The sequence below is a fragment of the Microbacterium sp. NPDC080005 genome (genome assembly GCF_040702445.1).
Taxonomy (GTDB): Bacteria; Actinomycetota; Actinomycetes; order Actinomycetales; family Microbacteriaceae; genus Microbacterium; species Microbacterium oleivorans_D.
The window spans coordinates 1,276,492-1,289,670 of record NZ_JBFBLD010000002.1; the positions used below are offsets into that span (position 1 = coordinate 1,276,492).

The window sequence follows — 13,179 nt, forward strand, 5'->3', positions numbered from 1 at the left end:
TCAGTCGTCGATGCGGTCGCGGCGGCGGCGCAGACCGGTGGCGATGAGGATGACGGCGCCCGCCGCGACGAGCGCACCGGCACCGATCCAGAGCCCCATGAGCTGACCGCCGTCGAAGCCCGCGCGCACGAGCGGGTCGCTGCTGGTGCTCGTGTCGATCACCGCGCTCGCCGTGCCGCCGGCCGAGCTCGCCGAGACGGCCGCGATGTTGTAGACGCCGCGGGCGTCGGCAGGGAGGGTGATGCGGATGGTCGGGAGGGCACCGTCGGCGTCGGACTGGTATTCCTTGCTCGCGGTCGAGACGGCCATCCGCACCATGGCGAACGTCGCGCCCGCACCGTTCTCGCCGGTGACCGTGACGGTGACCGCCTCGTTCGCCGCGAACGAGCGGGAGTCGCACGAGAAGCTGATGGTCGAGCCGGGGCCGGCACCGGCGGCATCCGACTGGCAGGCGTCGACCGGCGGGTAGATCGTCGACGCGTGTGCCGCGGCGGGGGCACCGAGCATCATCGTCGCGAGGACGAGAGCGGTGAGGAGGGCGCGGGGGGAACGGCGCATGGGTGCTGCTTTCGGGGCCGGGGGCTCACCTGAGTGTAACCGAGGGCGTCCGATCTGGGATTTCGGTCCGATGACGATCGGATGCCGTGTGGATCAGCCGAGCGCGGCGCCCGCCCCGGAAGACTCGCAGCTCGCGCTGACGATAGGTGACAGCTCTGCGTCGGCCGTCGGGGTGACCCACGCCTCCGCCTCGCGGATGTCGGTGTCCGCGACGACGGCGATGGCGACCGTCTGCGTGTCGCCGGGCTTCAGATCGACCGAGTACGAGAGCACCTGGCGGCCACCGACGACTCCGCCGCCGAACCCGCGATCGGCGGAGATCTCCGTCGACGCCACCTCGAAGCCCTCGGGCAGGTAGACCTCGCCGACGACCCGCGCGATGCCCGGCGCCACCCCGTTGGCCCCGCCGCCCGTGATGTAGTCGGGCAATGAGGTGGCGGCATCCGCTGGTGCGTTGCTGGTCAGTGAGATCTGCAGGGAGAGGGTGCGTGGCGTGGAGCCGGTTCCGCACCCGCTGAATCCGAGCCGCACGTCGGGTGTGACGTAGTAGTCCATTTTCGAGCCGGTGCCGTCGTTGAAGTACACGCCGAACCGCGCCGTCGACGCGTCGTCGGCGGGGGGCGCTCCGGCGAGCGTCGTCCCGGCCAGTGCGTCCGCGTCGGATTCGACGGCGCTCCAGACGTAGAGACGGTGCTCGCTGCCCGCGCGGGAGAGCGCGCGCAGGAGGGCGCCGGCGTCGACGTCGCCGTTCGTCAGAGCCGAGAAGACCGCTCCTGCCGCGGCGGAGAAGATCAGATCCTGCTGGTCGGCGTCGGGGTACTGAAGGTAGACGTCGTTCAGCAGGAACTGTGCGGCGTTGGCGCTCGTCAGCGTCGCCCCGCCGGGCAGCTCGACCGGACCGGTCGCCTCGAGCAGGTAGGAGAGGGCGACGGGATCGATCGACAGGACGCCGTCGACCGCGACGTCTTCGCGGGTCGCGAACTCCTTCGCCAGGTCGGCCGTGACGCGGAAGTCGGGGACCTGGGTGATGTTCTGCAGGAATCGTCCGGGCTTCGCCTGGTAGATCGCGGCATACTCCCCGAGGTCGAGGATCGATTCGGGGTACTGCGTGGTCGACCGAGCCTGGATCTGGTCGCCCAGCGACAGGTTCCCTTCCTGCGCGCGGATGGGGGTCATCGAGCCGACGATCCCACCGAGCGAGCGCCATTCGGCGTTGTTCTGGACGAGCAGCAGATGGTTGCGCGGGCCGTCGGCTCCCAGCATCGACGGCAGCAGCCGGCTGGCGCGCGCCAGGGTGTCGGTGCCGGAGGCGACCTGGCTCATGAGATCGCCCAGCTGGTCGACGGCACCCGCGACCGGCGCCACCAGCGGAGCACGATCGATGGACGCGAGGCCGTCACGAGCGGATGCCGCGACCTCCGCGGCGTCGGTGGCGGGCTCGGCGAGCGCGGCGAACACCGACGTGTCGATGCGCCCGTCGACGGGGACGAAGGCTTCGACGCCGAAACCGCCCGCGACCCTCGCAATCGGACGGACGGTGCCCGTGACGACGTCGTCGACAGCCGCCGCCGCGTCGCCGAAGGCCGCGAGCTGGGGACCCAACCACGCGACGCCCTCGGCGCCCTGCCAGATGGGGTCGGACGTCAGCTCGCGAGCAGTCGCGGTGTGTCGCGCGATCTCGTCGATCGCCTCGCCCGCGGCGCTGAGGTCGCCGATGTCCGAGGCGACCGCCGGCGCCTGCTTCTGGGCGCTCGACAGGTGGTCGTAGGCGAGGTACCCGCGCACCGCGATCCACCCGAAGGCGAAGAGCAGGAAGAGGAGTGCGAACCCGACCACCCACACGACGATGCGGCCCGCGGTACGGGCGGCAGGGGGCAGGAACGTCTCGGGCATCGGCACGATCCTACGGTGACGAATGCGCGAGCCCGATCAGGGAGCGAAGACCGCGCGTTCCCACCGGTCGCCGCCCGACACCTGGGCGTGGGCGGCGGCCTCCCCCGCAGCCGCGCGGAGGCGATCGAGGTCCCAGTCGGCCAGGGGAGCGGCCGCGACTCCGATGCTCGCCGAGAGTCGCACCGGGACCGCCTGCTGGTCGGTGAAGGTCCCGATGCGTTCCAGCAGCTGGGACATCAGTCCGCGCACGGCGGTGTCGGGACGCGGTAGCAGGACGAGGACCTGTGTCCGTGACACGGCATGGAGGTCTGCTTCGGGAGGCATCACGTCGCGGATGTCGCTCGCGAACCGGGTCGTCACGCGGTGGAAGGCGCGGCCGCTGGAGGCGTCGAGCAGCTCGCCCGGGTCGTCGAGACGGATGTCGAGAAGCGACCACCAGCGGTCGTCGGCGGCCTTGGCGCGGGCAAGGCGATCACGCGCGACCGCGGAGAAGTCCAGCGTCTGCTGTGGGTCCGTGCCCTGCGATCCGCGTCGCACCAGGTAGAGCAGGGTGACGAGCGCGCACACGAGGTAGAGCAGGGCGACGAGCTCGTTCAGCGAGTAGAGCCCCGACATGTCCGCCTCGGACTGCCCACCCTGACCGTTCACCCACCGCACGACGCCGTCGATCCCCACGAGGAGCGCGAGCCCGACGAATCCGACCGATGTCACGAGAAGCGGGAGCGACATCTCCAGCTCCGGCTTGCGCAGACGAACCAGCTCCCACACGGTCAGTCCCGCGACGACGGCGCCCACGGCGAACGCGACGCGGAAGACCAGACCGTACACGTCCGTCTCAGCGGTGAGGCCCAGTGCCACGGTGAGCACGCTGAAGACGACGATCGTGGGGATCAGCATGATCGGCTCGCGGCCGCGACGCGCGCGCAGGCCCACCCAGATGAAGCCGGATGCGCAGAGGATCGGGCCGTGCGCGGCCGCTCGGACGAGACTCGAATCGACCTGGTCAGCGGCGACGAGCAGGTAGCAGCTCAGCATGGCGACGGCGAAGCCCGAGGACCAGATGGCGGCGGCTCGCCCGGGGAAGGACAGGAACCCGAGGCCGATCATCATGATCGTGCAGGCGGTGGCGAAGGCCACCAGCACGATCGTCACGTCGACATGCGTCATCGCTCGCCCCCCTCCTCACGACCTGCGGCGGGGAGACGGACCGTGACGGTCGTCCCGCGTTCGAGAGCGCTCTCCACGGCGATGCTACCCCCGTGCGCCTCGACGATGTCGCGCGTGATGCCCATGCCGAGGCCCGTGCCGGGGACGGAGCCCTCCTGCGCATTCTGGGCACGGAAGTACGGGGTGAACACCCGCTCGACGTCTTCTGACGTCATGCCGATGCCCTCGTCGGCGATCGAGATCACGACCCATCCGTCGTCGTCGAGGCCCGCGACGACGCGGAGCGTGCCGCGGTCGCTGTACTTGATGGCGTTGCTCATGATGTTGTCGACGACCTGCCGCAGGCGGAACTCGTCGCCGTCGACGGGGAGGGGGCCGGCGACGATCGGGTCGATCGAGAGGGCAGACGCGGCTGCCGCCGGCTCGAACGCCTCGATGGAGGCCTCGACCAGATGGGCGGCGTCGAACTCCGCGTGTTGGTCGGCGGCATCCGTCGACTGCGCGAGCAGACCCTGGATCAGGGTGAGCATCCGCTCGCTCGCCGACTCGATGACGTCGAGATGGTCGCGCTGGCCCGGGGTCAGATTCGACCCTTCGAGCAGCAGGTCGGCGTGGCCGAGGATCACCGTGAGCGGGTTGCGCAGCTCGTGCGCCACCACGCGGGTGACGTGCGGCCGCTCGCGCTGGGCTTCGGCGATGGCGGTGAGGTCCGCCAGCTCGATCACGGCGGTCGGCTGGCCGAGCGAGTTCGGCGCCGCGTCGCTGATGGACAGCCCGAGGGCGCGCCAGGTGCCGCTGCGGTCGAAGAGCCACAGACGTTCGTTCTCGACCACTTCGCCGCGGCTGGCCCGCGCGATGGCGGTCTCGGAGGGGCTGAGGGCGCGTCCTCGATAGTCGGAGTACTCGACGGCGCCGCCGAGCGGAAAGCGAAGATCCTGCGTATCGAGGGAGTACAGCGCGCGGTAGGCGGCGTTGGCGGACACGATCTCGCCGCCGCGGGTCACCCGGGCGAGGGCGACGGAGATCGAGTCGAAGACCGCGTTGACACGCTGTTCGGCCGAGTGGACGCGGCCGACGGTCGCGGTCAGCCGCTGCGCCTGATTGCGGGCGAGGATGCGGAACGCCCGCGTGCGCCGCGCGCCGACGGCGATCGTGATGGCGAGGAACGTGAGGGCCAGCACCACGATGAGCAGCTCGACGATGACACCGGGCGAGAAACCCCAGCGGTCGGGATCGGCCAGGTTCATGACGGCGACGGCGCTGATGGCCAGCACGATCTCGGCCGTGCCGAAGTACGTCGCGATCCAGGCGATCGGGAAGAGCCAGAGGTAACCGAGGATCGGTTCGACGAGCGTGAGGAACCCGATCGCGACGATGTCGGCGAGGGGGAGCACGAACGCCGCGTGTCGAGGGACGCGCGCCCAGGGCGTGACGAGAGTCGCGATCGAAGAGATGATGATGACGAAGACGCCGATGAGGTAGCCGGGGCTCGCCATCAAGCCCACGTCGAGGATGCTGACGACGACCGTGATGGCGACGACGCTGAACGTGAAGATCAGCTGCCACTGCCAGACAGACCTCACACGGGTGCCGATGAGCTGACTGTCAGCCCAGCGGCTCTCGGTTGTCGGCATCAGGTGGCTCCGTCGCCAGTGTAGCCACGTGCGGACGGCGCGATGTCAGAAGGCGGTCTCACCGGGCGCGAGCGCAGCCTTGGCGGTCTTGAACAGGATGACGACGTCGCCTACCAGGGTCCAGTTCTCGACGTACGAGAGGTCGAGTCGCACCGACTCCTCCCACGTCAGCGACGAGCGTCCGCTCACCTGCCAGAGGCCCGTGATGCCGGGCTTCACGAGGAACCGGCGGTGCACGTGGTCGGCGTAGAGCTCGACCTCGCGGGGGAGGGGCGGCCGGGGGCCGACGAGCGACATCGATCCGCCGATGACGTTGAACAGCTGGGGCAGCTCATCGAGGCTGAGGCGGCGCATGATGCGACCGATCGGCGTCACGCGCGGATCGTGCTTCATCTTGAAGAGGACGGTGTTGCCGGCATCCCGATCCTGCTCGAGCAGGGCGGCGAGACGCTCCTCCGCGTCGATGACCATCGAGCGGAACTTCAGCATCGTGAACTCGCGACCGCCGTGACCGACGCGCGTCTGGCGGAACAGGATCGGGCCGGGGCTGGACAGTCGGATCGACATCGCGAGGAAGAGCAGGACGGGGCTGATCAGGGCGACGCCGAGCGACGCCGCGGCGACGTCGAGGATGCGCTTGGCGACGCGCTGCCCACCGCTGAAACGCGGGGTCTCCACGTGGAGCAGCGGCAGGCCGGCGACGGGGCGGCTGCTGATGCGCGGACCGGCGACGTCGGCGATGCCGGGGGCGATCACGAGGTGCTGCCGGCCGGCTTCGAGGCTCCACGAGATCTGCTTGACCTTGTCCGCGGGCAGCTCGTCAGTGCTCGTCACGACGACGGTGTCGGCCTTCGTGACAGCCATCGCGCTGCTCAGTGCCGAGATCGACCCGATGATCGGGATGTCGGTGCCTTCGATGGTGTCGGCGACCGCCGCACCCGGGATGCACGCGCCGACGACGTGGTAGCCCGCACTCGGGGTGCGGACGAGCTCGTTCGCGATGTCGACGACCGACCGGCGCGACCCGACGAGGAGGACGCGCGCCGAGAAGTCGCCGGTGCGGCGCTGGGCGATGAGCCACTGCCGCCAGAGCCACCTTTCGAACAGCAGGACGAGGATGCCGAGGGGCAGGCTGAGAAGCAGGAAGCCGCGCGCGACCTCGATCTGAGTCAGGAAGGCGACGATGGCGATGACGCCGAACAGGGTGACGCTCGACCGGGCGATCCGCGCATACTCGGCGGAGCCGGCGCCGATCACGCGGTAGTCACGGGTGTCGGCGAGGCTGAGGGCGAGCATCCACACGAGGATCAGAGCGGTGGAGAACACCCAATACGAGATCTCGCCGTCGACCCGCCCGTCGCGGATGGCGACCTCGGCGGCGCCGAGACCGAACCACGCGATCTGGGTGCCGTAGACGATCCAGACGAGGACGAGGAGGTCGCTGACCCACAGTCGCCGGGCGTAGACGTGACGCCACGAGCCCCGCTGCGGCGTCGGCGTGGTCGCGGCCGGCGTCCGCTCGTCGTGGCCGTCGGCTGTGTCAGTCACCGTGCTCGCCATCTTCCCCCCAGGAGAGGGCTCTCCCCCGCCCTCGCAGGCACCGTACCAGTGACCTGTAACACGCGTGTGTCCGAGACGTGATCGATCTACGTCGTCGTCGGCGCAGCCGGCAGGCGGAGGGTGGCGACGACACCCTGCCCCGGTGACGAGGTCAGGGTGATGTCGCCGCCGTTGCGGCGGGCGAGGTCGCGGGCGGTGGCGAGGCCGAGGCCGAGCCCGCTGGCCGTGCGCCCCTCTGCCTCGCGGCCGCGGAAGAAGCGTTCGAAGGCGTGGGCGAGCGTCTCGGGAGACATGCCGGGGCCGTCGTCGGCCACCACGATCGCGATGTCGTCGCCGATGCGGCTGGCGGACACTTCCACGGTTCCGGCTTCGGCGAACGTGACCGCGTTGGCGACCAGGCTCCACAGCGCGCGCCGGGCGTCGGCGTCGACGGCGATCACGTGCAGGCCGGTCTTCGTCGTGACGAGCTCCGTGCGCCGCGCGACTGCCTCGGCCTGGTGGGCCGCGCGCACGTCGCCGACGAGCTCGTCTACGGCGAGGCGCACGCGCTCACCCGGCGAGGCCGCTTGCGTCAAGCCGTCGAGGAGGCCGGCGAGGCGGGCCGCGCCGCGTCGGGTGGCATCGACCCACGATCGCTGTTCCGTCGTGAGATCCGATTCGCTCAGCAGGTCGGCGTACCCGAGCACGTTGGTGACCGGCGTGCGCAGCTCGTGGCTGGCGGCGGTGACGAAGTCCTCGCGCTGGCGCTCGAGATCGAGTTGAGTCGCCATGGCGGACGCGCGCGCGCGTTCGGCGGCGGCGATCTCCTCTGCGGCCTGCACCGCCACCGCGGCGTTCGTGCGACCCTCGAACCGCGCGACCGAGACCAGGACGGTGAACAGCCCGATGGCGCTCATGAACACCACGAGAGTGACCGCGGCCTCGGCCGACTGGACGGTGCCCAGACCCGCGGTGCGCCCGGAGGTGAGTGTCAGCAGAAGAGCAGTGACGGAGGTGACGAGGGACGACCAGATCGCGACGCGGAGCGGGAACCGAAGGCATCCGGCCGCCAGGACGGCGAAGGTCAGGAACGACAGCTCCGTGTAGCCGGGCGGGCCGAAGGCGAGGAGCACCGCGCCTCCGACGACCACCACATGGGCGATGAGTTCGACGGGGCGGACGCGTTTGCCAGTGTCCCGGGGCAGGATCGCGAGGCTCCCGATGAGCATCATCGCCGAACTGTGCGAGGCGAAGATCACGATGGACGTCGGGAGGAACGTGCCGCCGCTGACGACGACGTTCGCGGTGGTGATACCGGCGGCGGCGACCGCAGCGCCGAGGAGGACCGCCCCCACGAATCGCGCAGCGTCGGTCAGCGAGTCGAGTCGGAACCGGGCACCGCGTCGGCGAAGGAGGGCGACGACGAGCGCGATCTCGATCGCGTTGAAGAGCCCGTAGAGCAACCACAGCTGCCAGGGTCGCCCGCCGATCGCGTTGGCGAGAGCGGTGAGTCCGAAGATGAGGGCGATCGCCGTCCACCGGCGCTGGGGTGCGACGCGCAGCGCGAACGCGACCGAGACGCCGGCTGCGGGCCACCAGATGGCGATCGGAAGCCCGTTCGCCTGGAGCCGGACGCCGATGAGCGCGAGGAACACGATGGCCAGCGAATTCAGCGTCCACAACGTGATCCGACGGCCCGATGGCACGGGGCCGAGCCGCTGACCCTCGATCCCGATCACGCGTACACCGTACAACCGGTTCGTCATAACGGGCGTCTCGCACGAACGGCGAAGTGTAATGTCAGCAGCATCGCCGACGTTCGGGTTCGGCAGGACACGAGGTGACCGCGTGGCGCACGTGCTGGTCGTGGAGGACGACGTCGATGTGGCGTCCTTGCTGCAGCAGGTGCTCGCGCGCGTCGGCCACGAGGTCGACGTCGCCCACGACGGCGGCGCGGGATTGGATGCCGCGCACGCCCGGCATCCGGATGTGGTCATCCTGGACTGGATGATGCCGATCAAGTCGGGCATCGAGGTGTGCTCGGAGTTGCGGTCCGACCCGGGTTTCGCCGACACGCGCATCATGATGCTGACGGCCCGCTCGTCGCCGCAGGACGTCTCGCGCGCGAAGGCGGCGGGAGTCGACGACTACGTCACGAAGCCGTTCACGCCGCGGCAGCTGCGCGAGCGGATCGAGACGCTCCTCGCCGGCTGAGCAAGCGCGTCACTGCGGCGGGAGCTCGAACTCGCGCTCGAGCACGACCTGGTCTCCGACCTGACGCAGGGTCGTGCCGACAGCGCGTGTACCGAGTCCCTGCGGTGCGGGCGTCGCGGACGCCCGTGGGGACAGGACGCCGGGGCTCGAGATGCGCAGCCGCAGTCGGTCACCGGTGCGTTCCATCTCGACGGCGGCCTCGCGCGCAGCGGAGTGCTTCACCGCGTTGACGAGCGCCTCGTTGACCAGCCGGCTCGCCTCCTCTCCGATCGCGGGGTCGTCGAAGGCCGCTCGCGCGTCAGGCTCGGCGCCGACGCGCACGTCCATGACGACGGACCATGCCTCGACGAGGTCGTCGATCGTCTCCTCGACGACGAGGTGCGCACCGGTGCGGAGTTCGTCGAGCACCTCGTCGGTCTGCGTGCGGAAGGTGTCGATGGTCGCCGTGTCCGCGGAGGACTCGTCCACGTGCGCGGCGAGGATCACGCACCTGCTCTGCAGTCGGCCGTGCAAGAGGTCGCTCGCGCGGCGCAGCGGCGCGCGGGCCGACTCGACGGCGGACGCCAGGGTACGGGCCGAGACTCGCAGGACGGATGTGGCGCGCACCTCCTCGGCTCGTGCTCGGCGGTATGCGTCGACGGACATGCTGATGACCGAGGCCGTGAGCGGCAGCGCGAGCAGCGGCACCAGACCGAGAGCGCCGACGTTCGGGAGCAGGGCATAGGTGAGCGCCAACACTCCCGCCCCCGCGAGGGCCCAGGTCGCCAGGAACACGAGACCGCGCAGCGTCACCCGCAGGCCTCGCGCACGGCGCGTGATGAGGGATGCGACGAGGTCGAGGGCCGCGCAGGCCGTCACCGCCGCCACGACGACCGACGGACCGCCGTGCGACAGCCCGAAGGGGAGTGTCGCCGCGACGTAGGTCAGCCCGACGCTGAGCGGTGGTGTGGTGCTGAGGCGTGCCAGGACCGGCACCCCTCGTGCATCGTCGAGATCGATGTCGACGGGGGCGTCGTCCGGCGGCCACTGCGTCAGCTCGTCGAGTCGGTGGCTCGCGGCGCGCACGCGGGCGGAGTAGTCGCGCACCGCGTCGTAGTCGACGGTGCCGTCGAGCAGCGAGTCGCGGTGCCGCCGCAGGTCATCGGAGATCTGCGCGAGCACGGTCGGCACGGTGCTCTGCAGGTGGGCGGCTTCGGCCGTGCTGACGCGCATGAGCGCGCTCGCCGAGCGCAGTCGACGCGTGGTCGCCCGCAGGCGTCGGTGATACGTGACCGCGATCGCGCAGACGGTGAACAGGATGACCGACGTGACGATGTTCGTGGTGATGCGCGTCGCCCAGTTGCCACCGGTGGACAGCCCGAAGAGGGTCGCACTGACGGCGTCGTTGAGGAAGGGGCGGACGGCGGAGAGGCCGACGATGGCCGCTGCGATCACGGCGACCCGTTCGCCCGGGCTCTTGGCGAGGCGCCTTTCGGCGTAAGCGGCGAACAGTCCGAGGGCGGCAAGGGGTATCCATCCGACGGCCGCGACGGCGACGCCCCGCAGGTACCCGTCGAACGAGGGGATGCCGACGCTCGGCACGCTCAGGAAGGTGCCGACGACGAACGACATGAGGAGCGACCATCGCGTGAAGTATTCGCCGCTGACGAAGGGGGCACCCAGCACGGCCAGAGAGGTGCGGATGCGGCGTTCCAGCGCGGCGCGACGGTCGTGACGCGTCACCGTTCCCCCTTCCTGCATGACGGCCATGGGAAGCGTAGCGCTCGGATCAGCGAGGCGTGGACGTCAGGGCGTCCCCGTTCCAGAGCCAGATCGCGTCGTCGGTGAGAGTCAGGGCGGTCGGTGCGGCGGCATCCGCGTCGACGCAGGCGATCTCCTGGCGGTCGCCCGACAGCGCGGTCAGCTGCAGGCCGTCGCATTCCGGCGCCACCGAGGCGGCGACGATCTCGCCGTCGTGGATGTCGAGGGCGACCACGCCGTCACCGATCCGCGACGTCTGCCCGCCCGTCGTCTCGTACGCGGTTCCGTCGCAGAGGAAGGCGGCGGTGTCGCCGGAGGTGCGGAGTCCCCACGGCTCGGCGCAGGGGGCGGTGAGCGCGGTGCCGTCGATGACGACGGTGCCGTCAACGAGGTAGGTCGATCTCGCGAGGACCTTCTCGTACGGCGACCAGAAGGCGCCGTCGGTGAACGTCTGCAGCGCTTGGGTCTCACAGCGGTCACCGACGTCGGCGATGGCGGTGGCCTGCGTGTCGGCGAGGGGGGTGAGCGCGTGGACCTGTGCGATGTCGCGGTAGGTGGGCGTCACGTCGTCCCAGGTCGCCCCGTTGTCGTCGGAGCGCTCGACGACAGGGGCGGTGGTACCGCAGCTGCCGGCGGTCGCGCGCCAGATCACGTCGTCGCCCACGACGAGGAAGCGCTCCACGGTGCCGGGCGCGGTGATCGCCGTCGACGACGCGGAGGGCGACGGGGACGGTGACGGAGTCGTCGCCGGCACGGGATCGGCGGTCCGATCGGCGACGGGAGCGCCCTGCCCGCGCTGCAGTGCGAGCGCGACGAGGCCGCCGACCGCCACCGTCAGCGCGACGACGAGGACGGCGACGACGACGGAGGGCAGGCCTCGGCGGACCGGGGACCGGCGGGCCATGGGTCAGCGGACGGCGGTGTCGCCGGCATCACGCGCTTCGCGTCGCGTGTCGAAGCCGATCTCGCCGATGGCGGGAGCGGTGTCGGGGACGACGGCGACGGGGGCCTTGCGCTTGCGTCCGCGGGCCGCCTTCGGCTGCTCCTGCGTGTAGCCGTAGCCGCCGTACCCGTAGCCATATCCGTAGCCGTACCCGTTGTAGTACGAGTCCGGGCCACGGGTGGGGACCATCGACATGACGAACCCGGCGACCTTCGCACCCACCGTGTGGAGCGCCTCGACGGCACCTTCGAGCTGGTGGCGGGTCACCTTGCCGGCCGAGGCGACGAGGATCGCGCCGCTCGTGCTGCGGGCGAGGATGGCGGCATCCGTCACGGGCAGCAGCGGAGGAGCGTCGCACAGGACGACGTCGAAGTCGCGCTCGAGGACGTCGAGCAGCGTGCCCATCTGCTTCGAGCCGAGCAGTTCGCTCGGGTTCGGCGGGATCTTGCCCGCGGGCAGGACGAACAAGCTGCGGCCGCCCCAGGGGAGCATGACGTCGCCGACCCGGGCCCGGCCGATGAGCACATCGGTGAGGCCGACACCGCCCTCGATGCCGAGGTATTCGGCGACCTTGGGCTTGCGCAGGTCGGTGTCGAGGAGCGCGACCTTCTTGCCGGCATCCGCCAGCGCGATGGCGAGGTTGATCGTCGTGGTCGACTTGCCTTCGCTGGGGACCGAGCTCGTGATGACGAAGCTCGAGCGGCCGCCCATGTCGAGGAACTGCAGGTTGGTGCGGAGCGCGCGGAACGACTCGGCGCGGGGGCTGAGCGGGTCGGCGTGCACGATGAGCGGGCGTTCCTTCGCCTTCGTGTCGTACGCGATCGCGCCGAGCGAGGGGGACGAGGTGATCTGCTCCGCCTCGCGCGGCGTGCGGACCTTGTTGTCGAGCACCGTGCGGAGCACCGCGATGCCGATGCCGAGAGCGAGTCCGACGAGCGCGCCGAGTGCGAGGTTGAGCGGGACGTTGGGGCTGGCGGGCGCGAGGGCCGGCTGCGCGTCGCTGACGCGCGTGAGGCGGATTGGGCTGCCGCCCTCGTCGATCTGCGGCTCGATCTCGGGGACGACGGTCGACAGGCTCGCGGCGATCTGGTTGGCGAGGTTCGCTGCCGCGACGGGATCGGGGTCGGACACGGTGATCGTGATGATCGTGGTGTTCAGCGCGGACGAGGCGCTGACCTGCTCGGCGAGGGACTCGGCCGTGACGCCGAGATCGAGCTCGGCGATGACGGGGTTGAGGACGATGGGCGTCCGCACCAGACCGACGTAGGTGTTGATGCGCGTCTGCGCGAAGTTGGCGCCCTGCTGGATGTCGGATGCCGTGCCGCCGGTCTGTGTCGAGACGGCGACGCTGCTCGACGACTCATATATAGGAGTGCGGGTCAGCGAGTAGGCCGCGGCGGCCCCCAGGCCGACGAGCGTCAGCACGACGATGATGAGCCAGTTCTTGCGGAGGACGCGGATGTAGTCGCTGAGCTCCATGGTGCCTCTCGT

10 protein-coding genes are annotated in these 13,179 nt (G+C 70.5%); 1 reads left to right on the top strand and 9 read right to left on the bottom strand.

Features of this window, described 5'->3' with window-relative positions; all coding sequences use genetic code 11:
* The 6 genes from AB0259_RS12970 to AB0259_RS12995 all read right to left on the bottom strand — a co-directional run bounded on the left by AB0259_RS12970 (window position 1) and on the right by AB0259_RS12995 (window position 8,530).
* A complete protein-coding gene (locus AB0259_RS12970; RefSeq protein ID WP_366222937.1) occupies window positions 1–558 on the bottom strand; it encodes a cell wall protein in 558 nt (185 codons plus the stop codon).
* 93 nt (window positions 559–651) lie between these two features.
* Entirely contained in the window at window positions 652–2,451 is a 1,800-nt protein-coding gene (locus AB0259_RS12975; protein ID WP_366222938.1) for a DUF4012 domain-containing protein, read from the bottom strand.
* Window positions 2,452–2,487: 36 nt separating this feature from the next.
* Complete coding sequence (locus tag AB0259_RS12980) at window positions 2,488–3,618, bottom strand: hypothetical protein (RefSeq protein ID WP_366222939.1); 1,131 nt, start codon at window positions 3,616–3,618, stop codon at window positions 2,488–2,490.
* Complete coding sequence (locus tag AB0259_RS12985; protein ID WP_366222940.1) at window positions 3,615–5,252, bottom strand: ATP-binding protein; 1,638 nt, start codon at window positions 5,250–5,252, stop codon at window positions 3,615–3,617. The genes AB0259_RS12980 and AB0259_RS12985 overlap by 4 nt, the downstream gene beginning before the upstream one ends.
* A gap of 45 nt (window positions 5,253–5,297) precedes the next feature.
* Complete coding sequence (locus AB0259_RS12990; protein WP_366222941.1) at window positions 5,298–6,812, bottom strand: sugar transferase; 1,515 nt, start codon at window positions 6,810–6,812, stop codon at window positions 5,298–5,300.
* Window positions 6,813–6,898: 86 nt separating this feature from the next.
* Window positions 6,899–8,530, bottom strand: a complete 1,632-nt coding sequence (locus AB0259_RS12995) for an ATP-binding protein (RefSeq protein ID WP_366222942.1) — start codon at window positions 8,528–8,530, stop codon at window positions 6,899–6,901.
* Window positions 8,531–8,639: 109 nt separating this feature from the next.
* On the opposite strand from AB0259_RS12995, the gene AB0259_RS13000 reads away from it, so the two are divergent.
* On the top strand, window positions 8,640–9,005 hold the full coding sequence (locus tag AB0259_RS13000) for a response regulator (RefSeq protein ID WP_366222943.1): 366 nt from the start codon (window positions 8,640–8,642) through the stop codon (window positions 9,003–9,005).
* Between the two features lie 9 nt (window positions 9,006–9,014).
* On the opposite strand, the gene AB0259_RS13005 is transcribed toward AB0259_RS13000, so the two are convergent.
* From AB0259_RS13005 to AB0259_RS13015, 3 genes are read right to left on the bottom strand one after another with little or no spacing between them, the layout of a single operon-like run.
* The gene (locus tag AB0259_RS13005) at window positions 9,015–10,754 is read right to left on the bottom strand and encodes a hypothetical protein (RefSeq protein ID WP_366222944.1); all 1,740 of its coding nucleotides are present in this window, start codon (window positions 10,752–10,754) and stop codon (window positions 9,015–9,017) included.
* A 19-nt stretch (window positions 10,755–10,773) separates the two neighbouring features.
* Window positions 10,774–11,649, bottom strand: a complete 876-nt coding sequence (locus tag AB0259_RS13010) for a hypothetical protein (protein WP_366222945.1) — start codon at window positions 11,647–11,649, stop codon at window positions 10,774–10,776.
* 3 nt (window positions 11,650–11,652) lie between these two features.
* Entirely contained in the window at window positions 11,653–13,167 is a 1,515-nt protein-coding gene (locus AB0259_RS13015) for a polysaccharide biosynthesis tyrosine autokinase (RefSeq protein WP_366222946.1), read from the bottom strand.
* Window positions 13,168–13,179: the final 12 nt, after the last annotated feature.